Origin of the sequence: Legionella steigerwaltii (assembly GCF_001468065.1) — a bacterium.
In the GTDB taxonomy this organism is placed as follows: domain Bacteria; phylum Pseudomonadota; class Gammaproteobacteria; order Legionellales; family Legionellaceae; genus Legionella; species Legionella steigerwaltii.
Genome location: NZ_LNYZ01000001.1, coordinates 377,919 through 404,076 on the forward strand (window position 1 = coordinate 377,919; position 26,158 = coordinate 404,076).

Here is a 26,158-nt window from a genome sequence, read left to right on the forward strand (position 1 = left end):
TAAAAGATATCTGATGAACTATTCTTCATATGTGTGTTCGGTTTGTGAGAAGTCCTTTCCTCAAAATAAAATGACTTCTGGTAAGTTAATTCGTCCAGAAATTAGTCTGGAGATTATTCGCATCTGCCCGGATTGGAATGATCAACACTTCATATGTCATAAAGATTTAGAGGTAATGCGCTCACGCTATGTTCGTAATTTGCTCCTATCTGATCAAAATGAACTTACAACCTTAAAACATAAAGTTCTCAATCGGCTGGACGACAAAGAGTTGTTGTCTATAGATATGGAGCCTCAACTCGATCAAAAATTATCACTTGGAGATCGTCTTGCGGATAGTATGGCCAGCTTTGGTGGAAGCTGGAAGTTTTTAATCTCTTTTTCCATTTTTATGGCGTTTTGGTTAGGTGCAAACTCTTTGATTTATTGGTGGCAACCAACTGATCCTTATCCCTTTATTTTCCTAAATTTAATTCTATCATGCCTTTCTGCAATTCAAGCACCTGTCATTATGATGAGTCAAAATCGAAAGGAGGCAAAAGATCGCATTCGTGCTCAGCATGATTATCAAGTTAATTTGAAAGCAGAACTTGAAATTCGTATCTTACACGAAAAAATCGATCATCTTTTATCACACCAGTGGGAAAAAATGATGGAAATTGAAAAAATCCAACTTGAGTTATTATCTGAGATACGCTCAAACTAAATTAATTCTAAGCCCCGACACGGTGTTTTGTTTATGTTCACAAAACACATGTTAAATTCACGTTGTCTAAACATCCACTTGCCTACCAATTTCTACGACTGCATCGGGAGAAAGCTGAAAATATTCACTTTCATGCAATGCATTACGCTGCATGAAGGCGTAGAGCTTACCTATCCATGTAGGCAATCTATTTCCTCCCTTAGCACGCGAGATAATTGTTGCATGTCCTACATAGTAGATAATGTCATCAAGGACAAGATTATTTTTGCTAATGACTTGTCTAAGCACTCTGGGTATATTCGGGTGCTCCATAAATCCATAGGAAGCCACAACCCGCCAGACATTAGGATAAATCTCATTTAAGATGATTCGATCAGTGCTTTTCACCCAAGGAATTGACTTGGTTTCTACCTTTAAAATAAAAACATTTTTTTGCAAGGCACGATTCTGCCTGACATGCCATATCAACACCGAAGGCGCATCTTGAGATGTTCGTGTTAGAAAAACAGCTGTACCTGGCACCCGGGCAATTTGTTCTTCTGCTATCTGTGTCATAAAGGCATTGATAGGGCGTACTACTTGACTAAGCCGTTCCGAAACTGCTCGTGTTCCTATGTGCCAAATGAGCATAATTGCATATACAAAAATAGCAAAAATAATCGGTACATAGCCGCCCTCCATGAACTTTGACAAATTAGCGACGAAAAATGCTGTATCTATTATTAAGAATACACCGATAATCATTCCAGCTCTCAGAACACTCCAATTCCATATTTCACGAAAAGCAATAAATAGCAGTGCAGATGTTGCAAGCATCGTTGCCGATACGGCAATGCCATAAGCTGCCGCCAAATTATCTGACTTTCTAAACCCTATAATAAGGCCGACTGTTGCTATCATAAGCACCCAGTTGGTAACTCCAATATAGATTTGTCCATATCCTTCACAAGAGGTCTGAGTGATACGTAATCTTGGCAGCCATCCTAACTGAATTGCTTGACGTGTCATAGAAAATGTACCGCTAATAATTGATTGACTGGCAATAATCGTTGCAACAGTTGCTAATATTACAAGTGGTATCATACAGATGTGAGGACATAGCCGGTAAAATATATTATCTGATACTGGCACGCCTTCTAGCACCAATGCCGCTTGTCCTGCATAGTTAAGGACAAGGCTTGGAAACACAAGTCCCAACCACGCAAGGCGAATTGGTTTCGCCCCAAAGTGACCCATGTCTGCATAGAGAGCTTCCGCTCCGGTAACACATAAAAATACACCACCTAGCACTAAAAATCCTTTGAAACCATGGGAAAGTAGAAAGTCAAGGCCATAAGAAGGATTAAGCGCCTTCAGCACTGAAGGATGTTGAAGAATTCCCCATACTCCTAAAATACTAAGAGTGAGGAACCATATTCCCATTACGGGGCCAAAGATTTTTCCAATATTGGCTGTTCCTTTGTACTGAATAGCAAAAAGTGCAATGAGGATGGCAACAGATAAGGGTAGAATATAGGGAGTAAAGGAAGGTGTAATTATGTTTAAACCTTCTAGTGCGGACAGGACGGAGATTGCTGGAGTAATGGCACCATCACCGTATATAAGCGCCGCTCCAAATAATCCCACTGCAATAATAACAGGCCTAGTATGGAGCTTTATACCCAGCAATGACATTAATGCTAAAATGCCTCCTTCACCATCGTTATCAATACGCATGGCAAAATAGACATATTTAATTGTGGTCACTATGATTAGTGTCCATGCAATAAGTGAAAGAGAGCCCAGTATTGCATTTGTGTTGAGATTACCGCCAATGAGCGTTAACACTGTTTTGAAGGTATAAAGTGGACTCGTACCAATATCACCAAAAACGATACCCAAAGCTGAAAAGCTAAGTAAGGCTAAATTGGAATTTGAAACTGAATCCCTCATATTTTTAAGTCCCTTTATATATAAATCTATGGATAATTATGATAACACCTTAAGATTTTATCCTTTATGTAATTTTTCTAAAATCTTTAAAGTATATTTTTCAATGATGGTCAACTTTTTTTGTGCTTCTTCGGTACTAAGACAGTGGGATGCCCGTTGTAGATGTTCCTCTTTGCTAACCATAAAATTATTTTTAAATTCAGGCTCAAGTTGTTCAAATAATTCCAACCAATGCTGAACAAAAACGTGCATGGTGAGATCACTTAAGAAAGCGAATTGTTCTTTATTTTTTTCAAGGCTGATAAGAATTTGAGTTAATGCCGATAGTTTTGATTGAGTATTTAATAAAGAATGCACTATTGCATTGAAATAAATGAGGCAACCTCCTGGCATGCCCGCTTCAACATAAAGTGCAATCTTGGAGTTTTTATTCAAATAATTTAGTTCATCCTCTGGTTTTATCCGCTTTTCTGCTGGCAGTAAATGAAGTACAGCAATAAATTGTGCAATTAAAGCAAAACGAATGAGATGCTCTTTTCTAAGCTGAGATGAAAAGTGAGCAACCTCTTGTGTTGAAAGCAGTAGATTTTTTGATACTCCGTTGATGCTTTCAGAAAGAGCACCCCATACCACTTCAGCTTCCCACTTATGACTGTACGCGTTTAAGGTGTCGTAATTTCCTCGTTCTAAATCAATTTGATACTCAGATAGTGCATTTAAGAGTATTGATACCTTATCATTTATCAATTGGGATTTTAAAAACATCATTCCTCCTGTCACTTCCATTTTTTAATCTAAAGAATGTTGGTTACTGGTATCAGGATCAGTATTCGGATCCGCATCAGTATTCGGATCAGCATCAGTTCCAATGCCTGCGGCCGCAGTATCTAACTCATCGTTTGGATGTTTCTCCAACCTCGCAGCTGCTATCTGCTTATCGTATACTTCTTTATATTGCATAAACTTAACCAATTGCTCATTCGCACTTTCTGTTTCATATTCATCTTTATAGTCATAAGAACCAACACCTGAACTGGATCCCACGGCACTGACCACGGTGGTACCAGTACCTATCCGAGCAGCACTATAACTGGCACCGGTACCGGTCACAGCAGTACCAGTACTGACCCCATTGGCACTGTAACCAACACCAGTAGCACCGTAATAACTGGTCACGGCAGTACCGTGATGAGTCAATGATTGATCATCATCAATATTCAACACATCATTTTTATCACTACCAAACAATATTGCTTCCGCTTCATTATAGGCTGCTTTATATACTGCAAAAGTCCTAACATATTGCTCATGCGCCTTATCTGCTTCGTCTTCATTATCTTCATCAGAGTACTCCTGGTACCTAACATATGCTCGGTATGCTGCTGCTCGATACGCATACTCGTCAGGCATATATCGACGCATGTAATTATGGACCCTATTTCGCTGTCGGGCTGTTTCCTCTGTAGCAATCGTGAGCCCTGGTATTTCTTGCTCAGGACTCGTTCGGGCATTATGGACACTTAAAATATTCGGAGAAAAATCTTTCTTAGGTAAAAGAGAGAGTTCTGCAAGAGCCATTTCTCCCTGATGAAAAGCATTTGCTAATTCGTATGTATCTGCTTGCTCAAGTAAACCAGCAAAGCTTTGTAGGTGAGGAGGGGCCAAATAAGCACACCTATGGATCCCTAACTTTTTTGCTTCTAAAATTGAAAAAGAACCTGTTGCCATCGAATACTCTGCGTCTTGCAAACCTCGCATTAAAATTTCTGTTGTTGATGTTCGAGGAAGAGAATACGTTGTTAAGCCATGCTCTCTACATAATGCATCCCAGCTTTTATAATTTTCTGTGTTTCCGTTTCTCTCTTTTGTTCCAATTAAAAGGACGGGATAATTTTTTTTCTTCTTTACCACAATATCCTCGATAAACTCACGACCTTTGTGTCCAGGATTATCTTTACTGCAATAAATGACGATGAGCTCATCTTTTGCTGTAGTTGCTGCAGCTGCAGCAACGTTCACTTTTATTAATCTTGGAGTGAGTTCTTGCAATTCATTTGCAAGTAAATACTTTATCCAATCATCTCGTGTTTGTTCTCGTTGTACTGCAGCTAAAGTGGTGGACGTTGAGGTAATTAGCCCACCAGCTGAGTAGACTCCTGGTTGCAGACAATAGACATTTTGATATTGATTTTGAATGAGTGCCGCTTTCATACTTATGCTTGGTCGAAGGCCTTTGCTTATATTCCTGTGATCTATATAACCACCAGGAGGAGCACACAGTAAAATTTTTGCAGTTTCAGGGACTTTTAACATCTTTTTTATGTGGTCAGCCCCATTCTCGTTAAGTTGATGTGCCCATCCAGCAATAATGAATAAATCTAAAGTAGGTTCCCTAAGTTTGGTGGGTTTAATAAATAGGGTAATTGTTAGGCCAGATGATTTCTTGACTGTATTGGGAGGAGTAATGCATTTAGTGGTTGTTTGAATGCATTTAGAAAGAAGCGCTGTACCTTGTTCTTCTTTGTATTTTGACTTGTCAACAGGGACCTCTTGAAGCCAAAATTTAATTTTATCAGGACTAAATCCCATCGCCGTCATTTTTACGAGCAACTTATTCACCGCTTTTTGAGCACGTTCCTCTGATTTTTTATCATATGCAATATAAATTCCAATTTCTGCGTCTTTAGATAAACCTTGAATAACCGCGCCATGGATAATTTCTAAAAATCGCTCATCCCCTGCGGTATTTCCTTCAAATTTGGTATAAAAGAGCACCTTTTTACTGGTCGCTTGCGAATTGTTTCCACCCACCCGATTCCTGGATGTGTCAATTTCAATAACTTTCTCTTTATCAGACTTTGAATGCATTTTAGTTTCCTTACCTAAGCACCTTGTGATCAAGTGGCTACAAGGGGCATTCTCTTTTGTTTAATTATAGCTCGAGTAATAAACACAAAATCAAAGAGAACAATGTAATCCACTGATGTTAGAAATGCTGACTGATGAACGTCTTGAAAAAAGGGGGACAAGGGAACAAGCAATAGACACGCCAACTAAAGAGCAAAGAGAAGAAACAGTACAACATCAATCTGGTTTAGTATATCACGGACCATCTTACACCTTCTTTGAAAATCATCCATCACCAGATTCAATGAGTAGCGAAAGTTTGTCAGTCCAACACACAAGTGACGAAACGGATGAAGAGGACACGATCGAAAAAGGCACTCAAGAAAAAATTCTCCAAGGCCCTAAATAATATGAATATCACTTAATGCTTATTTGGAAACTGCTGCTGAGTAAAAATTATATTCCGGATATGATAAGCTTGACTTTATCACCAAAGAATTAGGCAAAGATTGCTGTTCACCAAAAAGGAGTTTATAGAAGATGTTATACTTGGAAAAATTATTTTCAGTCGAAGATAAATCTGTCTTAATTACAGGTGCCGCTTCAGGACTTGGTCAACATTGTTCCGCGTTATTTGCAAGATTAGGCAGTAAAGTCGCATATGCTGATATTAACTCAAAGGGTTTAAATGAAACTGAATCAGTAATCAAAACATCGAAGCATCATCCAATCAAATTGCATCTAGACATTACTGATGAAAAGAAAGTAGAACAGGCTGTGGTTCAAGTCACAGAAACTTTTGGCTGCATTGATGTATTAATTAATTGTGCGGCTGTAATTGATTACAGACCGTTTATGGAGGTGACTCAGTCAATTTGGAATAAAACATTTCAAGTTGACCTGCTAGGAACCTGGATCGTTTCAAAAGCAGTAGCGACCAGTATGATTAATAAAAAAGTCGCTGGGTCTATCATTAATTTATCTTCCTCGCTTTATCATCGTACTCAAAAGGATTTAATTCCTTACAATTCAATTAAAGCAGCTATTGCACATATGACAAAAAGTATGGGATTAGAGCTTTTAGAGCATAATATTCGGGTTAACGCAGTAGCGCCGGGTTTCATGAAAACCAAAATGGTTGCTGAATTCTTAAAAACTGAAGACGGAAAAAAAGCGATAAAATCTGTTCCTTATAAACGAGCAGCTGAGTTGGAAGAATTGGATGGCTGTATTTTACTGCTTGCTAGCAACGCATCGAGCTATATGTCTGGTACTATTATAAAAGTTGATGGCGGACTTGCTTTTAATCATATAGAAATCTCAAACGACTAGATAACAATTAAGTTTGGTCATTTTGACCCCTTGGCTACGTGCATTAGTACCTTTTATTTCAGAAATCTCAAATAAAAGGCAGTAAAAACCAAAACGATGCCTATGTTCGCCATCAGTCGCTCCCAGAACCGATCCATGAAGAATAACAGATCAATGCCGACGACTACAGCGATTAAGATCACAATATATATTACAATCAAAATCTGTTTTGTCATAACATACAGAATAGAGTTGTTTTAAGTAAAGATCAAAACAGCTTATTTGCATATGAAAATTAAATGGACTATAATTTCATATGAAATATGAGGGAAAGAGGTATTTATGAAAACTTCCTTAAAAATTGATCATCAAAAAGAGCGAGTTTTAACTAAGGCTATTTTAAAATTAGCTGATTTTTATAATTTAACTGGTAAAGATTTACATAGCATTATTGGAGTTAGTGAGTCCACCATAACACGATTAAATCAAGGTAAAGCATATATATCGCCAACTACCAAAGAAGGAGAAATAGCATTACTTCTTTTAAGAGTATACAGGGGATTAAATTCATTAATTGGAAATAATCACGAAAAAGCAAAATTATGGCTAAATAGTCACAATAAATATTTCAACCAAAAGCCTATTGATCGGTTAAAGACGGTTACTGGCTTAGTCGAAGTAGTAAGTTATATCGATGCAATGCGTGGAAAGCTATGAATATATGGAAGTTGTGTGAGGGGAATCAATTCATCAGTACTATTTCTGTTGAACCATGGAGAGTAGTAGAGGATCAACATATTTTAAGTTCCCGTGATTTAGTTGATTCCATAGAAGAACATGATCTTTTAGAAGAATTAATAGAGGAATCAAAACCATTAATTGAAAAAAGAAAAGATTATTTAATATTTACTCCTTTTCGATATCCTCCATTAAAATACGGCTCTCGTTTTGGTAGTACGTTTGAACCGTCACTTTGGTATGGCTCTTTACAACTTGAGACAGCTTTTACTGAGGTCGCTTATTACAGATTAAAATTTTTTGAAGATACTAGTGCTGATTTAGGTTATGTTGAAATTTCTATGACTGCATTTACTGCCTTTATAGTCAGTAATAGGGGAATAGATTTAACAGATAAGCCATTTAATCAATACACGCAATATATTTCCGACAAAAGCACCTATGATTATAGTCATTTATTAGGCACACACATGAGAGAGGATAATATTGAAGTATTTATTTATAGTTCCGCGCGAACGGCTGAAATGACTAAAAATATAGCAGCATTTACGCAATCTGTATTTCAACGTAAAAAAAATCAATATGTTAATAATGAACAAAAATGGAAATGTTTCGCTAATAGACACAGTATAGAATTTACACGTATGGAGCTTAAGGGAAACAAAAGATTTTCTTTTTCTGAAGATTATTTCTTATAAATGCTCTAAATCAAGACCTTAAATTGAACATGCTGTTGACAAGTTGGCTTAAATGAGTTGAAATTTTTGGTTTGAATTTTAAATCTGAGAATGAAGTTATTAATTGAGATTTGTTATGTTTACAATTAAATTTAATGGAATTGTTATTGGTACTCTTGAGGATCATGCTGATGAGCATAGTTTAAATCTTTTAATCGGTCGTTATCTATTTGGAGAATTTGCAATCGGTCGGATTTCAAATTCTGTAGAACAATCCTCTGGTTGGCTTACTTTAAAACCCAAAGCTTCACTTCATATTGATTATAGAGTTACCTTTCCTGTTGCCTCTCCTGACAGAAATATTAAGGGAAAACCATTAATTCAATATTTCACAAAAGAGGAATTTAAAACGGGATTAGAGATTACTATACAACATAAAAAAAAGGAGTACATTTACATTGAAAGTGACATTTTGCAGCAAAGGAAAAATTTCATAAATCAACTCAAGGTTACTCTGTTTGCATTGGCGAGCAATCGCCTTGATTCTCTGCCCCTTCTTCCTATTGAACTGATTAAACTTATTGTATTCAAAGCAAGCCCACGTACAGTGACCATGGAAGATATAAACAAGTGGACAGAAGTTATTTTAAAAAGAGATATAAAAATAGTTGAATCATTGCCTGAGCGCGAGAGTAAAGATATTACTTTTTTTAGACCTAAAAACAGGAACTCCCAAACTACATGTGACAATTTTTTGAATGTGAGTATTGTGACTCTCGGTGCCATAGCAGCTATTGGAAGTATGTTATCGTGAGATAGTAATTGGGGAAAGCCTTGCTTTTTTCCTAAAGCAATATTGAACTGTACAATCAATATTTAGAAACTCTAAAAAAACCAATTAATTAGTCCCTAAGCATTACGTATTTAAAAGAATATATTTTACACATACGGTATATTTGATGTATATTTTCTGGGATAATATAAATTATCAAATGAATAGTCATGCTCACCAAAACAGAAAACCCAAACGAAACTTTAGAAATTGAAATAAAGACCTTAACAGGTAAAATATGTATTATTGTTTTGTCAAAAAAATCTTCAAAATCTCCCTTAGATCAAATTTATGAACAATTGGTTGCCAAAAGGGAACTAAAAGAAAATGAAATTGATAAATATATGATTTTTGATTTGCAGTTATTTGGTGGAAGCCTAAATCTAAAACACGCAACTACTTTTGAAGACTTGGTTGCTGCTTTTGAAAAACGAAAACCTACGCATAGAATTTTTGGCCTTAGATTAAGCCCTGGTTTGCGTGAAGAAATAACAAAAAATGCTAATAAATTGAGTTTTTATTCAGTATCTATTATTAACCTCTATCTTCAAATGTTTGATATTTGTGATAGAGATAGAGGCTTAAAGAATTATGCAAAAGGTGCTGAAGAGACCTTTTTAAGCACTGTTTTTACGCTTCTATATGATCAAACAGAGCGCGAAGCTTTTTTGCTTGGTGATCGAGAGTATCTTTTCCAAAATGAGGATCTAAGAACTCTTGTAACTTCCTTTTTACTCAGTAATTCCGAGTTAAAATTAGAAAAAGACTTTGCAATAGAACAAAAAAGACATATGAGAAGAAATTTCTCAATGTTTATTGAAAAACTATTAAAAGATGTTACTAATATTGCTGTTAAGGAAAAAGAAGAAGGATCAATAATATCAAGAACAGAGGATGTCATTAGCAGAAAGTTAAAACCACAAGAGTTAATATTGACGCAGACTAAGGCTGTTGGGCTTTTGCAGATAGTAAACGGGGAGCGTGAGCAGTATGCAAGCTTGGAAACACCAATGGAAGAAGTTCTTCCAGGCCTTTATCTTGGGAATCAAATAGCGCATGAAACTATATTTGATTTAATACAGAGGAATGAAAGTTCTTTTACGTTTAATTTAGATTGCGGATCTCAGAAAAAGGATAACGATGCAAAAACCACTGGTTATTTAGCGATACCTCTAGCTGATACACCCGATGTATTTATTTCACCAGAAACTTTTTCCAGAGGCATTGATGCAATTGAAAAAGGATTAAAAACAGGTAATGTTTTAGTAAATTGCCAAGCAGGAACTGCGCGCAGCGCAAGTATGGTGGTTGCCTATATTATTAAACATTTTAGCACTGAAGAAATTAGACAAAAAAGCGCTAAAGAGCTAGTAGACACGGCAGTTGCTGTTGTGCGGAAAAAGCGCAAGTGTGCATTTGTAGGTCAACAAGAGAAAGCTTTAATAATCTTTGCAGAAAGTATAAAAGCAATTGAACTGAGTAAATTTGAACAAAATGAGGTCAGGGCTATTATTGGTGAATTAAAAGCCCTTGATAATACACGTGATGTTCACCTTACCCCAGGAGAGAGAGAGGCAGTCCAACGTCTGATTAATACGGCAAACGCTGTCTTAGGTAATAATTATCAAGAAGAATCGCTATTAAAGAATGATGATGTTGATGTTTTACTTAGTAACCCAAGGATTAGCCCCATAATTAATTTTTTCGCTCTTGCATTCCAAAAGATAATGGATTTTGCCGCTGAAACGTTACACGTCAATTTTCAATTTTGCCCATCGGTTTTGAACTGATTTTTGTCGGAGTCAAGTTGTTGGTGATACGGGAAACAGTTCTATCAACTCGTCGCTGAAGCATGACTTCAACCATTACTGTCTCATTCGGATGAAGAATTTTGTTAATATCCGCAAGCGAGGAATGAAAATCAAGTAACCTGTAATAGGCAAGGGCTTGAGTACTTGCTTCGGGGTGTGCCTTAATACGAAACCCCAAATTGCCTTGCATTTTTGGCGTATTAATCCCGGCTTCCATGATGTCGTAGTTAAGAAAATAAGTCAGTTTTCCTAAATCACGCTGGTTTCGCTGGCGGTCCGCGAAGAAACCTGTAGGAAGCGCATCCTCGCTATATTTGGGGCCAGCAGTTAGATAAAGATCATAATCGTCAAGACGATTGCCCCGGTCATCAATAAGTCGGAATATAATCATAGAGTAGCGATTGGTGATGTATTCGCGCTTATAGATAAGCGTCTTTACAAGTTCTGTTTGCTCATTGATCTGGGTTTCTTTAGTAATTTTATCGAGCTCTTTTGCTAATGTATTATAGGAGTCACGGTTTTTTACTTGGAGGCATCGCAAGACCCATATAGCCGTAGGATGAGTGGCGGCATTGGCCATAGTCACACTGCGGATGATTCCCATTTTTTTACCGGAATGTGAGCACCCAGGCAGAACTCCAAATGCCATTGGCCGTGTCCGTCTCATTTTGGCGACAACAAGATTTTCACCGTTAGTTCCTTCCTGATGTAACTTTAATAGACTGTAATTCATATTTGCAGAAGTTACGCGGACCACCCCATCAGATCCGGCTTCTCCCGTGTAGGAGTTAACCGCATCATAAAGTTGGCGGTCAATTTTTTGGCCTGTAAGTACAAAGGAATAGATGCCATTAGTAGTGCAATCGTAATCAAGCCAACTTTCATTAAGTTGCCAGCTCATATCGCTTCCGAGCTCAAGCCAATCAAGTACATGCTGTCCCGGTTCAATACCTTCAAAAAAACTTTTTATGCGGCCTAGCCGGGATTTACCAAGTTGAGCAAGCGCGGAACCATGGTTGGCGGGAGCCAGCATGATAAGATGACTCAATGGGCATTTTGCAAGATTATTCTTAAAGTATAAATCCATCCATTTACGAACAACGGGGCCGCCGGTAGAGTGGGTGATGCAAGCAAAACGCTCCCCATCTCGCAGCTTATTAGCAATTTCATCACGCACAGCCTGATCAAATGCACGCGCTATATCGTCGACTGTTACTGTATCGTCAAAGCTGATATAGCGCCCGAGATAGATATTACCAACTTGAATATTCAACTTTCCGTCTTTGCTCTGGCTTGCAAGCCATTGAGGAAGCTCTCCATAAGTATTGGTATGTGTGACACTCCAACCATGGACGAAAATAACAATCATAATTTTCCTTAACTATTGACACTACAAGAGGAACGTGTTGAATAAATCGATGGTATTGGATTATTTTACAATAAGATAGCTAAGTCAAATTAAAAAATCGAGGATTGAACCTTATTGTCAATAATTGACTCTGACTGTTGTTGCTCGAATTCATAAACCCTTTTATAAACTATGCATAATCAGTTTTTCAGTTAGCCTTTTAAAGCATAATTGATCTATCCGTGATCAGTTGGTATAATTTTACACTATTCCTTCTGGAGTAAACTTAATGGTGTTAGAGTGGTGTAAACTAATTAAGAAGTTAGGAGCTGGTAAGTTTGGCTGTGTTTCTTTATACGAAAACCATTTAACTCATCAGCGATATGCTGTGAAAGAGTTTTTCCCTAGAAAAGCTAGATCAACAGAATTTTTATCTACTGCAACATCTGAAAAAGAAAATTTTAATCATTTTATTAATATAATGAAGATTCCCGCAGGGCAAGCAATTGTGGAAAACGGTAAATTAATCATGCCCTTTTTTACTGGGAAGGAGCCATCTTGGGAAGAGATTCAAGAGTATTTATTAAAAATGTATAAAAGTGGATTTGTTATGGCTGATCCCAAACCAAATAATTTTATGCACACTCAATATGGTTTGATGCCTATTGATTATGGTGCTGTTTTTGATATTAATGATCCAGTGTTTATGAAGAACCTTTTAGCTCGCAACTTCACAGTGGATGCGGTACTCACTTATTCAAAAGCCTTTAAAGCAGGGACAGGGCTTGCAGAGGCTTATAATAAACTTCATTCTGATGAGCTAATAGTGCTCGATGATGAGGATGATGAAGAGGAAAGTATTGTTCTTACTTTACCTGCATTTTTCACTAAGCTCTCAGTACAAAGTACAGCGCAGCCTACTTTAGTGATAGGAGATGTTACACAGAAGAAGTCCGATTCATCAAGCCCTCACTCTTTTTTTAAGAGTCCTAGTTCTGAGCCTGCTTCGGCTCCGGCTTCGCAACTTGCTATCAGTACTAAATAAACTCTTAAGTTATCCTGGTAATTTGTGGGGTAAGTCCGAATTTTAATTTTTAATACAAAATTCAAGACTTGATCCTAGGCTCATTGGACTAATTAGAGTCTACCATTTTTTTCCTATGAGAGTATTTTTAATCAGTTCGATTCCACGTCGAATTTTTTGTTCGGGTCGAGGTCTATATGAAATCCCTTTGAAAAAATAATCTTCACCTAGAGGAGATTGTTTAGAAAAAAAATAGTTAAACACACAACATCGAGGAGCGTCACATCGAACTTCATTAACAGCATGCCAAGATATTCGATTTGTTTCCATTACCACTAATCGATTAAAAAAATTAGGGACGACAATGTGATTTTTGATTTCACTGTCCCAAAGTTCATAATTGCCGCCATTTTCTATCTGCCAATTAGGAGACACATAATACAGTACATTCACTGTTCGGTAATGTTTTCTGTTTACATCATGCGAAAGGTCTAAATGAGGATTAATATAATATCCTTTAAGTAGTGTACTAATTCCACCAGCATACTGGGTAGGATCAGGAATTTGATTTTTAATCTCTGTGATCTCTTCTATCACAGCAACTATTCTAGGATCTTGAATCGCAAAATTAATATCTTGCAATAAACTGGGCACATCCCTTAAATGACTGTATCTTAATCTTAATTTTCCAGTAATACTTAATAAATGCATTTGGCTTGGTTTGGGAAAGCTAGCATATATTTTTTCAGCCAGTTCAATTGGAAGAAGATTATCAAGTGCAAAATGACGACCAACTTTTATAGGATGTTCAAAAAAAAACTGCTGTTTCAAATCCTCCTTAGCTTCATTTAATCTTTTTAGGATCAGATCGGTTAATTGGCTTCTCATATTGATTGACATTTTCAACTCTCTATATCTGATATTACTGAATATAATCGGATTAATTTAGTATTGTTCAAAAATAAGCTGCATTCGTTTTATATGGAGTACTATCCATATATTTAGAATAGCAGATGATTTATGACACTATGGCCTTATCTATTAAAATGATTCAATCAATTATTTTTATTTGATACTTAATCAAGATTCTTGAGTTTAAAATAGTATCAAAACCGAACCTTAGGTAAAATAGTTTTTTATTTAACTTATTGATATATATAAAAAAAATTAGATATGGTTTTTCTATAAAAAAACAAAAAACCATTTTATAATAGTACTTATTTTATTCTTCATGGCATTTTATGCTTCGATTTTTATTTTTATTGTGCTTTGCCTTCCTAGCTTTCGCCCAATCCCCAAGCTCTTTTCCACAATCTAAGAAAAGTGCCGCACAATTATTTCAGAAACACCCACAACCCCTTTATTGCCAATGTAGTTATGAAGATAAAGAACTGAATTTAGTCTGTTGCGGTATTCAGTCTGCAGATTCAATGCAACGAGCGCATCGCATTGATTGGAAGTATGTTATGGCAGCTGAGCATTTTGGACGGCAATTTGAGTGTTGTCGTAAGCTAATCTGTGAGGATGATCATGGCAAGCCGTATAAAGGGCGTCGTTGTTGTGAGAAAATCGATGAGCAATTTCGTAATGTGGAGGCCGAGCTTTATAACTTATGGCCAGAAGTAGGCATGATGAATCAAGCACATTCGCACCATCAATTTGGTATGTTGCCTCAGCAAACGGATGCGATGAAAATTGATAGGGTCTCTCACCGTGTAGAGCTACCAGATTCAGCTAAGGGTATTGTCGCTCGAGCTTATTTATTTATGAATGAACATTATGGGCTTACCTTAAGTCCGTCGCAAAAAAAATTATTTATTGCTTGGAATAAAGCATTTAAACCCAAGGCATGGGAAAAACAATGGGCATTACAAGTGGCTTTGATTGAGGGGTATGAAAATTCATACATGACTCATTGGCAAGTGAAGGCACATGTGGCGCTTTAAGAGACTATGAAGCCATAATACTACCTTTATATTGTTTTTTGCCACATAGACCGAGCCATGAGAAATCAATCAGAGTCAATTCGAACGACTATTTTTTATCAGCATAAAAAAGTGTGGAGAATTACGTAAAATTTCTTAATTTTAAATTTTCGATTCAGAATGTTTAACATATTGAAGTTGCGATCGTTATGCCCTAGAAAAAAGTTAGGGACATTGCCTAACAGAATGAGTTTGACTCTTTGATATTCATAAGTTTTTCTATATGATTTGCTAAGAATACTCATGAAACATAAATACAAAAAGGATATTTTACACGATGAACAAAATTGTATCATTGACCTTAAGAAGCCTGTATCAAATCATTTTAACAATCTGGGCGCCAGGGGTCAAAGTTACTTTTTACACTTTCCTATGTGTATTTTCTGCATTTGCCTTAGCAGCTACAGAGCCCGCTACGCCTTCGAGTTTTCATTACTTGGTTGATTTAAGCTTTGGACCGGCTTGGATCAGTGGGGCAACACAAAATCCGCAAACATTCAATTGGCATACAGATTTAGAAACAACGTTTCTTCATCATGGAGGCAGCAATTCTCCTGTATTTAATGGCGCTCAATTTCTTGGAGTTCAAAAAAAAGTTACATCAAACCTAATAGGTCAGATCGGCTTAGTTGTAGCCGAAACCAGTACCATTGCTGTAAATGGAAGTATATGGAGTGGGGTTGATTCTAGTTTTCATAATTTCAACTATAAATTTAGGCTAAGTCATACCGATATGGGGGTCAAAGGGAAACTGATTTATGATTCAACATTAATTATGAATCCTTACGTTAGCGCAGGTATCGGAATAAACTTTAACCAAACTCAAGGACTTGGGATTTCTTCTCTTAACAATGAAGAAGTATTTAATCTTTCTGTAGAAAATCAAAGTTCAAATTCGTTTATGTATCAGCTAGGCGTGGGGTTGCATGAGGCGATTAATGCCCATTTGTTATTAAGTATAGGTTATCAATTGAAACATATTGGTCAAACCCATCTGAATGTAAGCGGAAATCAATTAAGTAGCGGCACTCTATATCTCAATATTGTACAACTTGAAATTGCTTATTTAGTGTAAAGCACTAATCTATTGAGTTCCTTTCTAATTTTAATAAAACCACATTGGTTACATTTTTGTGTTTTTTACCATTATTGATGACGCCTGTTTTGTATCTTATCATAAGGAGAAAAGTACCAGGCTTTTACTGAAGTGAAATTGGAAATGAAAGTATTTAAGTTATATAAACAACCCTATTTTCAAATACTGTTTGCTCTATTCATTGGCATTGTATTGGGATATTTTTACCCCGATCTAGCTACAAAAATGAAACCGTTAGGTGAGGGGTTTATCAAATTAATTCGTGCTGTAGTACCGTTAATTATTTTTTCTACTGTTGTTATGGGTATTCTAAAGTTAAAAAATATAAGAGAAGCAGGGCGAATTGGTATAAAAGGATTAATATATTTTGAGGTAGTAACGACGATAGCAATGTTTTTAGGGCTTGCTGTTGCAAATTACTTTCAACCAGGGGCAGGTTTAAATATTGATATTCATTCACTAGATAAAACAAGTATTCCCACTATCCCAGCTCATACTGCTCCATTTAATTTGACCGATTTTATATTAAGTATTATTCCAGATACATTGATTAGTGCTTTTACTCAAGGGAATACGTTACAAATTTTATTTGTTTCTACTCTTTTGGGCTTTGGTTTATTGCGGGTTAAAGACAAAACCCAACCAGTTATCAATCTCATAGAACAATTATCTGAGATTTTATTTTCTATCGTTGCATTGATCATGAAAATGGCACCCATTGGGGCTTTTGGTGCCATCGCATATACCATCGGGACACATGGAACACATTTTTTGGTTATGCTGAGTAAATTATTGGTCTGCTTTTATCTTACGTGCATATTTTTTATATGCATAATCTTAGGCTTGATTGCTAAGTTATTTAAATTTAACCTTTGGATTTTTTTAAAACATATAAAAGAAGAACTCCTTATTGTATTAGGTACAGCTTCAACTGAAGTTGTTTTGCCAAGAATGATTAGTAAGCTTGAAAAAATAGGATGCAACAAATCCATTGCAGGATTTATCTTGCCAGCAGGCTATGCTTTCAATCTTGATGGAATGAGTATCTATCTTACAATGGCGCTCATGTTCCTTGCTCAGGTCTTTCATCTTCATTTTGATTTTCAACAACAAATCATGATAGTTGTTATGCTGATGTTAATTGCTAAAGGAGCTGCTAATGTAACTGGTGGAGGCTTTATCGCACTGGCTACAGCTGTGACCAGTATGCATATTATTCCAGCCGAAGGATTGGTACTATTATTAGGGATAGATAGATTTATATCAGAGGCTCGCGCCTTAACTAACCTAATAGGTAATGGTGTCGCAACAATGGTTATTGCCAAATGGGAGGATGATTTTAACTCTCCTCTTAATTCACATTTTAAGAATGAGCTATCGTCCCAGGAAGGCGGGGCTCCGTTCTTTACAAAAGGTGAGGATCTTGCTTGATGATCCCCCCTTTATTGTAGTGATTAACGGCAATCTGCTTCTTTTTTATAGGGGTCCGTCCCGGACCGTCCCCTTAATTGGAGTGTTTATGCAAAGAAAATTAAAAAAGTATATTTTTATAGTGCTTCTCTTACCAATTTTATTCACGTTTAGTGCTAGTGTACAAGCAAATGAACGTTATGTTGTTATTCTACCTGCCTGTCTTAAGAACGGTTTAGAAGTTAGTTATAAAACATTATCTTCCTCTAACACTCTTTCGCTCATAGAAGTTAATGAACGAGCTATTGAAAAACTTATAGAACTAAAACAACAAAATCGTGCCCGTCACTGTGGTGGATTTATTGATGTCACAGAAAGTTGGAAAAGTTTTCAATTAGAAAACCCTGGCATACGTTCAAATGCCACCGCTTTTTTAAATAGTTATAAGACTACCAACAAAAAAAATCACAAAAAATCTTCATACAGCATCAAATACGAAAATAAGATAAATCCACTGCTTGAGCAATTAAGTACTGAGAAAATGATCAATAATCTTACTACGCTAACTAATTTCACCGATAGGGATGCAAAATCACCCAATGGTCTTAAAGCGGCTCAGTGGATTAAAGAACAAATCGAATTATTGGCAAAACAATACAATAGGCATGATATAACAGCTTATATGCTAGATACTGGTGGTAAGTATATTCAACCTTCTGTAGTTGTTCGATTGGGAAATTCACCTGAACCTGGAATTATTATAGGTGCGCATATGGATACGGTATCTGCTAAAAAGGAAAACAAACCGGGAGCGGATGATGATGGTAGCGGGGTTGTAACTCTATTTGAAGTCGCCAGGATACTGTTTGCCAATGAGATGCATTTTAAGAAGCCTATTTATTTTATTTGGTATGCAGCGGAGGAACCGGGCAATCGTGGCTCAGAACAGGTAGTCGCCGATTTTTTAAGGCAAAATATTTCAGTTGAAGCAGTATTACAACTCGATATGACTGGTTATGAAAACCAGGCAGATCCTACCATATGGTTGCTTGATGACTATGTCGACAGCGAATTAAACAGTTACATTGAGACTCTGGTTAAGACTTATGTAAAACAACCTGTAAAATATACTTCATGCGGTTATGGATGTAGTGATCATGCTTCTTGGTTTATTAAAGGCATACCGGCTGTTTCCCCTTTTGAAGCAGAAGTAGGAAAAGAAAATCCGTATGTGCATACGGCTAGAGACACGATGGATATATTATCGTGGGATCATATCTTGGATTTTGCTAAATTGACTATGGCATTTACTGTAGAATTAGCTGAGCCATTTGATTAAACATTATTGAATTTGTAATTAATCAGAAGCCACAGTTATGCGACAATTTATGACAGAGTTTTTTGCTTATAATTAATAAAAAAAATAAATAATTAGGTTTCGTTTACAAATAAAACTATTTGACCAAATGATTTTATCATGCAAAAATAGGCGGAATTTTAAACAAATTGCTCCCCATATGAATAAATTTTTTTATGTGTGCTGTTTATTAATAGTTCAAATCCAAGCATATGCAAGCCCTGAAGAAAATACTCAAGCTTATTTTGATTCCATTAAAACAACTCCCAATATATTAAAAAAATTTTTAACTAATATGCCTAAAGGGGGGGATTTGCATATGCACGAGAGCGGTTCATCATTCGCTGAAAATCTAATTCATTATGCTGAGAGGGATAATTTATGTATTGATAATAACAATTGGTCTGTTTTTATCAATCCTGCATGCGATACAGAAGATTATTTAGATACCGCCTTATTTAATAAAAGGTTATACAATTCTTTGATTGACGCATGGTCAATGCGCCATTTCGATAAAATGGGAAATGAATCAGGACATGATCATTTTTTTAATGCTTTTGGAAAATTTGGCCTCATTACCAAAATGCATGGAGGAGAAATTTTAGCTGAAATGACTCAGCGTGCGGCTGTCCAAAATGAACTCTATTTAGAAATCATGACTACACCGGACGGTAATGAAGCCAGTGAGCTTGGAAAACAACTGGGGTGGGATCCTAATTTAGAAAACCTGCGCAATCAATTGTTAAGTGCTAATTTTAATCAAGTAGTGACTAATATCTCCCATAATTTGGACAAGGACGAAGCTAAAAAGGATGCATTACAACAATGCGGCACTAATAATGAACAAGCTGGTTGTCAAATCACGGTTCGTTATTTGTATCAAGTTCGTAGAGAACAGCCACCAGAGATGGTTTTTGCACAATTACTCGCGGGATTTGAATCTGCTTCACAAGATGCGCGTATTGTAGGCATTAATATGGTCCAAACTGAAGATGGTACAATATCAATGCGCGATTATCGATTACATATGCAAATGGTAGCTTTTTTGCATACCCTCTATCCTAATGTTCATATTACGCTACATGCTGGTGAGCTTAATTCTCAATTAGTAAAACCAGAAGGACTGACATTTCATATTTATGAAGCAGTAGAAACTGCTTCTGCAGAACGAATTGGACATGGTGTTGACATTCAATATGAACACAATGCCTCCGAATTAATAAATAAAATGGCACAAAAAGAAGTACTGGTTGAAGTCAATTTAAGTAGCAACGATTATATTTTAGGCATCAAAGGAAACGATCATCCATTAGCTTTATATTTAAAACATGGAGTACCTGTAGCTTTATCAACTGATGACGAGGGAATAAGCCGTGAACCATTAACTCGTCAATATGAGCGTGCCGTTGAAGAACAAAAACTTTCTTATCTTACTCTAAAACAATTAGCACGAAACAGTCTGTATTTTGCTTTTTTACCCGGCGACAATCTTTGGCAAAATTCTCAATATAAGACAATGAATGCCGCTTGTGCCCCAATTAAATCAGAAACAGAACAACCAACACCTGCGTGCCTGAATTTTCTAAATGTTAACCAAAAAGCTAAACTTCAATGGAAATTGGAAGAACAGTTTGCCAAATTTGAATCACAATATTGACATCAGATTTAATTATTGGATATCTCCGCTAAATGGAAAGATATCTCAGCCTTAAGTAATAGCAGAGATTTGTTGACTAAATTTCCTATACTCGGTTAAGAACAATCTGTTCAATAAAGCCTAAAAGATTTTGATCTATTCTAACGATTTTGCCTTTGTCCGCAGTTGAAAAAATTATAGTCTGATGATGATTTTCCCAGTCTGTGGTAGAATGCGCCCCATAGCTAAATATTTAGCTATGGCGACCTCAAGGATGGCAGGAAAACTGGAGTTTCCTAGTCTTAAGAATTAGCGGGTTTGTCGTCGAGATAAAGGTTGAGAACAGACAAATTCTACGGTGCTTTAGTTTCGCCACAATACTTCTATTAATAGCTCGCAAGCACCATTTGATCTTGCCTCTTATTTTTAGGGGGCTTTTAAACGTCAACAAGAAAGAGCACTGAAAGCAGCTAATGCATCAAAAGAACAAAATAACTTAGAAATTCTTAATGAGGCTTCTGCATTACTCCCTGAAGAAAGACCAATTCCTGCAGCCGCCTTAGCCCATATCCCTGCGAAAGAAACGAAAGAACCAGCAGCCTTTTGCCAGAAGAAGGTAAAACTGCGGATGAATTAGAAGAGGTACAATTTATCGATGAAGAGTTGCAAAGATATGCTAAAGTAATTGATGGCTTTAAACCTCTTCTTTTCTTTAGTTCTAAAGAAGCCGGGAATTCTAATAACGTTGAAACTTTAACTCTAACTCTTTAATAACAACAAATGCACTAATCCTTCTCTTATCAAGGGCGGGTAGTGCATATTTATAAATAAAAAAAGGCAGCTTAATCAAATTTGCTTTGAAGAATTGCAACTTCGCGGTTTGGGTTTGATGCCTATCCTGCCGAACTTAATTTATCCGAATGATTAAGTTTCTACATACTGAAACTCATTTTTAACAAAGGTAGCATAGCCTTGATGAAGCATTGTGTAATCAAGGCCATGCTAGCTTGATCGGGAACTTACTTCCGCTGCAAGCTCATGGGTTGCTTTTTATATTTTTTTTAGCCACACCTACCTATGACTTAGTATGACTGACGCCATCTTCACAAGTACACGTTCCGCTTTTTGTGGTGATATCAATGATGCAAGACTTCATCCCTTGATGTGCTTGACAAAAACGGCCGCAGTTTTCTTGCTGTTTGGCATTGCACATTTTCATATCATCCGCTACTGCTAAAAAAGGACAAAAATACAAGGCAAAACCAAACAAAGCAATTACCGGTTTAATAAACATTTTTTCCTCCAGAATAAATATTAATCACCATTATTATAGCAAGCGTACCAATCTTAGCTTGATGAATCATCAGCGAAATCAAGTTGTTTTTTTGCATAGCTGTAATACGGGGGTTAACCTTTAAAAATAAAATGCGTTATAATACCTAGCTCATGAACTAATGATTAACAATAAATGCTGAATCTTCAAGAAAATGTTGATTTAACCCCTTTAAATACCTTACATCTAAAATCAACTGCATCTCATTATGTAGTCTTAGATCATATTGAACAATTAGATGAACTTTGTTTGCTTATATCTCGCTTTCCACAGTTTTTTGTTTTAGGTGGTGGCAGTAATTTAATTGTTCCTCCAACATATCAAGGTTTAGTCATTCATAATCGATTGCATGGAATTAAGATTATTAAAAATGGGAAAGAACGGATTGTTACAGCAATGGCAGGGGAGAATTGGGATGAGTTTGTGGCTTATTGCACTGCAAATGGTGCATTTGGGCTAGAGAATCTAAGCTTGATCCCTGGTACTGTAGGTGCATCGCCTATTCAAAATATTGGAGCGTATGGGGTCGAGGTAAAAGATTTTATTGAAGAAGTTTTAGCTTATGATCTACAAACTGCACAATTAGTTACACTCAGTAATAATGAATGCAACTTTAGTTATCGAAACAGCCTATTAAAAAATAATTCACGCTACATAGTCATTAGTGTAAGTTTTAAACTATCCAATCAATCTGATCTTAATTTGAGCTATGGAGATGTAGCACAAAGAATTGCTTCTATTACTAATCCTACGCCGCATGAGCTACGTAAGATAATTATTGGTATTCGGCAAAGCAAGTTGCCTGATCCGCAAGAGCTTGGCAATGTAGGAAGTTTTTTCCATAATCCTATTGTGCCACAGGATTATGTGCAGAAACTGCTTATTCAATATCCCAACCTTCCCATTTTTGCCACAGCTAATCTTGCGTACATTAAAATTTCTGCGGGTTGGCTTATTGATAATTTAGGACTAAAAGGATTTCGGCATGGTAATGTAGGAATTTATTCAAAACAAGCACTGGTATTAGTTAATTATGGCGGAGCTTGTCAAACAGAATTGCTGAAATTTGCAGAGTGGATTCAGTCTCAAGTTCAGAATCATTATGATTTGCAACTTCATATTGAGCCTATTATTTTAAAAGGGCATGCACGTACTCATCCTGGATGAGCCAATAAAATGAGTTATTCGAAATGTCGGTTAAAAGAGAGCAAGTAATCTTGTTAAATTTTTGTCATTTCTTTGGGGGCCTATTCCCTGGATGATTGAAGCAGCACTTCTCTTATCTGCAATTCTACAACACTGGGAAGATTTCTGGGGTTATCTTTTTTGATGTTGGCACTTAATGCCGGTGTGGGTTTTTGGCAACAATATCAAGCAGATAATGCCATTGAAGCTTTAAAAATGCTAAAGACTATTTTGAGCTGTCTTTGTCAATGATCCAAACCTTTATTTTTACCTACAGAGCAAACAAAAGAAAAAATTGAAACAAGAGGGCCTATTAAAGGACCCCCAAATTTTGTTCACACTGGATGAGATTGAAGAAAAAAAGAATGCCAAAAGTCTTTTGGTACCCATGCAGCCAAAGCACCAGCAATAATTAATCCAACAACTATATCTTTCCAGATAGCAGCCCAATCTATGATAAAATAGTGACTTACTGCTGTAATTCCTTTCTTTGAAAAAAGCTTTTGCAAAAAATTTCCTTCTTTAAGTGAACATATCCATATGGGCATGAGCTTCCATTTTGCCAGCTAAATTACGATCCGCATTTTTAGTTGCACTGGACTCATCACTTCCTTTAAAGAAACTGTAGTATTTGGTTTTACTGGGTAAGTCGCTGTCATCGTATGAAACCTTTTTTTGGGTGTTTTGCAACCATGTTTTATCACACTGTATTCTAATATCACACCCTGCCAGTTGAATTTTTTCCTCGTAGTCTCCCGGCGATTGAATGGCGGCAAGATTTTCCCTAAAGTTACTTTTGGTTAATTCTTCAGAGGGAAATGCTTCCATTTCATTTTCAGTATAAGGGGAAGATTTTTTCTTATCTTTATAAAATACGAACTCCTCAATTGCATCACAAAAGGAATTAACACCGGTGAGACAAGTGTTTGCTCTTCTTTTATTAGTTTTTGTTGAAGTTCCTTGAACAAAAGGAAATCGTTTGGCATCCTGTTCTGTCGCAAACTCATAACCCATTGAATATTGTGCCTTATGATTTTTAATTTCTGATTGGACAACACCGATCAATTCTATAGCTAACTTCCGTGTACTTTGTTTAGAATTCTTTTTAACCTTTAACAGAGTTGTATACTGATCAATTAGGTTATCAATCGCTTCCCATACCTTAGCTTTATCATTCTCAACAGATTTTCGTGTCCTTTTGGGCAAGTTATTTAAATCCATTTCATCAAAATTGACGTTATTTAATAAATGAAGTTCAAAGGACTTGTTCAAAAGCTCACTCATAAAATTATTTTGAGCATTTTTATCACTAGTTAATTTAGATAAAAAATCGCGTTCAAAGGTGCCTAACGGTTGCTTTAATTTATCGACAATATCTGTAAAACCGTTTTTAAAAATCACCGGTTCTGTTTGCAACTGAGCATATCTGTTCAACATATGTTTGATTGTTACTCGCAAAATAGGATGGCGAGGCACAACGCCAAAGGCATCATTGTTTCCCTCAATTTCGAGAGGCAATTCAATGCCAAAAAGCCTGGCGTAATAACGCTTTTCCTCCGGGTGTTCAAATCGCCTAAAGTGACCGATTATCCCAAATTTAGGTTTATCTGGTACAAGTGTTGTCGACTTATTCACTAGTGCTAATAAATCGGTGTCCAGATAGTAGCCGCCAAAGTAATATAAGCTACAATACCTAATTAAATCGCTTACCGCTGCTAAATTCTTGTTTCCTATAGCTTCATTTAATATGTGTAATAGTAATGCATTAGTTTCTTTGTCTGAAAAAATTGGATCGTTTTTCAGCCGAGATACCAATTCATTTATATTTCTGATTTCTATATGACAATTTCCTGCATTAATAGGAACATCTAAAGTTTCCGCAAGGGATGGTTCTCGCGAAACCTTGTCTTTAGGATGTCTCTTACTAGGAGCTCTAAGGGGTTTTTGTGATTTGCCAGAACGGTATTTGATTGAAGACTCTTGTAAATCCAAACGGCTCAATGGCTTGTTGATAATTTTTTCATCATCTGTCCAAATGATGGTTTTATTAAAACAATTTCGATAGGCAACCCCCGATAAATCTTTTATTGATTTCAGGTAATGAGGTTTAATCTCGCCACCTACCCAGACATAATGAAAGACCGGTGGGATGCTTTGGAGGGACTTCATAAAAAACACTCCGTGATAATATTCTGCAAATTGGGTAATTATTTTACGCGAAATGAATTTTTAGAGAATATACTCATTTGGAAAGTAATAATTTCGAAATTAGCAGATAGTACAATTGATCTTTTGTATGCTTCACCAACATGCTACTCAATCAATCAAATTGAAGCTGCCATGGGTTGATACCAGTATGTTGACCCTTGAACGTGTTGGCATTGAAAGTTTTAGGCGGCACGATTTGAGGCATACCTTGGCAAGCTGGCATGTGCAAATGGAACTTGGTGGGATGGTCCAGTTTTGAAATGGTTTTGCGATATGCGCATTTATCTGGGGATCTCTTGAGAAGTGCAGCTAAGCGAATTAACTCGTTAGGTTTAGTTGAACATTTTGATTTTGAAAAACATAATCGTTTTTATCTTACTAACCAAAAATATCATAGTGAGACTATTTAGAATTTAGTTTATAGAATTAAATTTAAATGATACCAAGATTCAGGGGAGGGAAAGATTTGTCGTTTACTTTGTTCGCTCCTCACCGCTTTGTGGCGCACTGAAGCACGTCAAAATGCTGCTGCTGTGCGCTCTTCACTTCGCATTGTGTCGAACCTCCGCCCTCCTGGTTCGTAGCCTTCTTCTTGTGCTATAAATCTCTTATTTTTCAATGCGTTGAGATGTATCAAAATCATGGAATACGCCTAAAACAGTTGAGTGCTGTCACTGCTATGCCACAATTTATGACACAGACATTTATTAATGCGACTAATA

At 36.4% G+C, this 26,158-nt stretch carries 24 protein-coding genes and 1 pseudogene; 17 read left to right on the forward strand and 8 right to left on the reverse strand.

Translation table 11 applies throughout. The features are described 5' to 3' along the window. Positions 1-13: 13 nt before the first annotated feature. A complete protein-coding gene (locus tag Lstg_RS01590; protein WP_058475907.1) occupies positions 14-706 on the forward strand; it encodes a DUF1003 domain-containing protein in 693 nt (230 codons plus the stop codon). Positions 707-772: 66 nt separating this feature from the next. Here the strand turns inward: Lstg_RS01590 and Lstg_RS01595 are convergent, their stop codons facing one another. The 3 genes from Lstg_RS01595 to Lstg_RS01605 are packed head-to-tail and all read right to left on the reverse strand — an operon-like array spanning position 773 to position 5,506. Further along, positions 773-2,638, reverse strand: coding sequence for a potassium transporter Kup (locus tag Lstg_RS01595; protein ID WP_058475908.1), 1,866 nt, complete (start codon positions 2,636-2,638; stop codon positions 773-775). A gap of 57 nt (positions 2,639-2,695) precedes the next feature. After that, positions 2,696-3,406, reverse strand: coding sequence for a hypothetical protein (locus Lstg_RS01600; protein WP_133129178.1), 711 nt, complete (start codon positions 3,404-3,406; stop codon positions 2,696-2,698). 21 nt (positions 3,407-3,427) lie between these two features. Further along, positions 3,428-5,506: a hypothetical protein gene (locus Lstg_RS01605; protein WP_058475910.1), complete on the reverse strand. Its 2,079-nt coding sequence runs from the start codon at positions 5,504-5,506 to the stop codon at positions 3,428-3,430. Between the two features lie 115 nt (positions 5,507-5,621). Here Lstg_RS01605 and Lstg_RS01610 point away from each other — a divergent pair, with 115 nt between their 5' ends. The 6 genes from Lstg_RS01610 to Lstg_RS01635 all read left to right on the forward strand — a co-directional run bounded on the left by Lstg_RS01610 (position 5,622) and on the right by Lstg_RS01635 (position 10,833). Then, the gene (locus Lstg_RS01610) at positions 5,622-5,894 is read left to right on the forward strand and encodes a hypothetical protein (RefSeq protein WP_058475911.1); all 273 of its coding nucleotides are present in this window, start codon (positions 5,622-5,624) and stop codon (positions 5,892-5,894) included. Positions 5,895-6,025: 131 nt separating this feature from the next. Next, the gene (locus Lstg_RS01615; protein WP_058475912.1) at positions 6,026-6,817 is read left to right on the forward strand and encodes an SDR family NAD(P)-dependent oxidoreductase; all 792 of its coding nucleotides are present in this window, start codon (positions 6,026-6,028) and stop codon (positions 6,815-6,817) included. Positions 6,818-7,138: 321 nt separating this feature from the next. Continuing rightward, positions 7,139-7,513, forward strand: a complete 375-nt coding sequence (locus tag Lstg_RS01620; RefSeq protein ID WP_058475913.1) for an antitoxin Xre/MbcA/ParS toxin-binding domain-containing protein — start codon at positions 7,139-7,141, stop codon at positions 7,511-7,513. Continuing rightward, a complete protein-coding gene (locus tag Lstg_RS01625) occupies positions 7,510-8,232 on the forward strand; it encodes an RES family NAD+ phosphorylase (protein ID WP_058475914.1) in 723 nt (240 codons plus the stop codon). The genes Lstg_RS01620 and Lstg_RS01625 overlap by 4 nt, the downstream gene beginning before the upstream one ends. Before the next feature lie 115 nt (positions 8,233-8,347). Next, positions 8,348-9,025, forward strand: coding sequence for a hypothetical protein (locus tag Lstg_RS01630; protein ID WP_058475915.1), 678 nt, complete (start codon positions 8,348-8,350; stop codon positions 9,023-9,025). A 188-nt stretch (positions 9,026-9,213) separates the two neighbouring features. Then, positions 9,214-10,833: a dual specificity protein phosphatase family protein gene (locus Lstg_RS01635; protein WP_058475916.1), complete on the forward strand. Its 1,620-nt coding sequence runs from the start codon at positions 9,214-9,216 to the stop codon at positions 10,831-10,833. Here the strand turns inward: Lstg_RS01635 and plaB are convergent. Further along, the gene (gene plaB / locus Lstg_RS01640) at positions 10,799-12,223 is read right to left on the reverse strand and encodes a phospholipase PlaB (protein ID WP_058475917.1); all 1,425 of its coding nucleotides are present in this window, start codon (positions 12,221-12,223) and stop codon (positions 10,799-10,801) included. The two genes, Lstg_RS01635 and plaB, sit on opposite strands and share 35 nt — an antisense overlap. Positions 12,224-12,590: 367 nt before the next feature. On the opposite strand from plaB, the gene Lstg_RS01645 reads away from it, so the two are divergent. After that, positions 12,591-13,247 (forward strand): hypothetical protein, encoded by a 657-nt coding sequence (locus Lstg_RS01645; protein ID WP_133129179.1) that lies wholly within the window; start codon positions 12,591-12,593, stop codon positions 13,245-13,247. A 99-nt stretch (positions 13,248-13,346) separates the two neighbouring features. Here the strand turns inward: Lstg_RS01645 and Lstg_RS01650 are convergent, their stop codons facing one another. Next, positions 13,347-14,126: a 2OG-Fe(II) oxygenase gene (locus Lstg_RS01650; RefSeq protein ID WP_058475919.1), complete on the reverse strand. Its 780-nt coding sequence runs from the start codon at positions 14,124-14,126 to the stop codon at positions 13,347-13,349. Positions 14,127-14,467: 341 nt separating this feature from the next. Here Lstg_RS01650 and Lstg_RS01655 point away from each other — a divergent pair, with 341 nt between their 5' ends. The 6 genes from Lstg_RS01655 to Lstg_RS17640 all read left to right on the forward strand — a co-directional run bounded on the left by Lstg_RS01655 (position 14,468) and on the right by Lstg_RS17640 (position 21,481). Continuing rightward, complete coding sequence (locus Lstg_RS01655; RefSeq protein ID WP_058475920.1) at positions 14,468-15,172, forward strand: endonuclease; 705 nt, start codon at positions 14,468-14,470, stop codon at positions 15,170-15,172. A gap of 316 nt (positions 15,173-15,488) precedes the next feature. Further along, positions 15,489-16,286 (forward strand): hypothetical protein, encoded by a 798-nt coding sequence (locus Lstg_RS01660; RefSeq protein WP_058475921.1) that lies wholly within the window; start codon positions 15,489-15,491, stop codon positions 16,284-16,286. Positions 16,287-16,430: 144 nt separating this feature from the next. After that, positions 16,431-17,738: a C4-dicarboxylate transporter DctA gene (gene dctA / locus Lstg_RS01665; RefSeq protein WP_065235595.1), complete on the forward strand. Its 1,308-nt coding sequence runs from the start codon at positions 16,431-16,433 to the stop codon at positions 17,736-17,738. Positions 17,739-17,826: 88 nt separating this feature from the next. Further along, the gene (locus Lstg_RS01670) at positions 17,827-19,056 is read left to right on the forward strand and encodes a M20/M25/M40 family metallo-hydrolase (protein ID WP_058475923.1); all 1,230 of its coding nucleotides are present in this window, start codon (positions 17,827-17,829) and stop codon (positions 19,054-19,056) included. Positions 19,057-19,234: 178 nt separating this feature from the next. After that, positions 19,235-20,731: an adenosine deaminase family protein gene (locus Lstg_RS01675; RefSeq protein ID WP_058475924.1), complete on the forward strand. Its 1,497-nt coding sequence runs from the start codon at positions 19,235-19,237 to the stop codon at positions 20,729-20,731. Positions 20,732-21,313: 582 nt separating this feature from the next. Beyond that, complete coding sequence (locus Lstg_RS17640) at positions 21,314-21,481, forward strand: hypothetical protein (RefSeq protein ID WP_156413865.1); 168 nt, start codon at positions 21,314-21,316, stop codon at positions 21,479-21,481. A gap of 304 nt (positions 21,482-21,785) precedes the next feature. Here Lstg_RS17640 and Lstg_RS01680 read toward each other — a convergent pair whose 3' ends face one another. After that, complete coding sequence (locus Lstg_RS01680; RefSeq protein ID WP_058475925.1) at positions 21,786-22,004, reverse strand: hypothetical protein; 219 nt, start codon at positions 22,002-22,004, stop codon at positions 21,786-21,788. Positions 22,005-22,178: 174 nt separating this feature from the next. Between Lstg_RS01680 and murB the strand changes: the two genes are divergently transcribed. Then, positions 22,179-23,210: a UDP-N-acetylmuramate dehydrogenase gene (murB, locus tag Lstg_RS01685; protein WP_058475926.1), complete on the forward strand. Its 1,032-nt coding sequence runs from the start codon at positions 22,179-22,181 to the stop codon at positions 23,208-23,210. A gap of 353 nt (positions 23,211-23,563) precedes the next feature. On the opposite strand, the gene Lstg_RS01690 is transcribed toward murB, so the two are convergent. Both Lstg_RS01690 and Lstg_RS01695 read right to left on the reverse strand, forming a co-directional pair. Next, positions 23,564-23,737, reverse strand: coding sequence for a permease (locus tag Lstg_RS01690; RefSeq protein ID WP_162264072.1), 174 nt, complete (start codon positions 23,735-23,737; stop codon positions 23,564-23,566). Between the two features lie 13 nt (positions 23,738-23,750). After that, complete coding sequence (locus Lstg_RS01695) at positions 23,751-25,397, reverse strand: glycosyltransferase (RefSeq protein ID WP_058475928.1); 1,647 nt, start codon at positions 25,395-25,397, stop codon at positions 23,751-23,753. Positions 25,398-25,524: 127 nt separating this feature from the next. Between Lstg_RS01695 and Lstg_RS17790 the strand changes: the two genes are divergently transcribed. Together Lstg_RS17790 and Lstg_RS17965 are read left to right on the forward strand one after the other, a co-directional pair. Beyond that, the gene (locus Lstg_RS17790) at positions 25,525-25,695 is read left to right on the forward strand and encodes a hypothetical protein (RefSeq protein WP_162264071.1); all 171 of its coding nucleotides are present in this window, start codon (positions 25,525-25,527) and stop codon (positions 25,693-25,695) included. Continuing rightward, positions 25,658-25,756, forward strand: a pseudogene (locus tag Lstg_RS17965) (hypothetical protein); the annotation flags it as partial. The gene Lstg_RS17790 and the pseudogene Lstg_RS17965, both read left to right, overlap by 38 nt. Between the last annotated feature and the right edge of the window lie 402 nt (positions 25,757-26,158).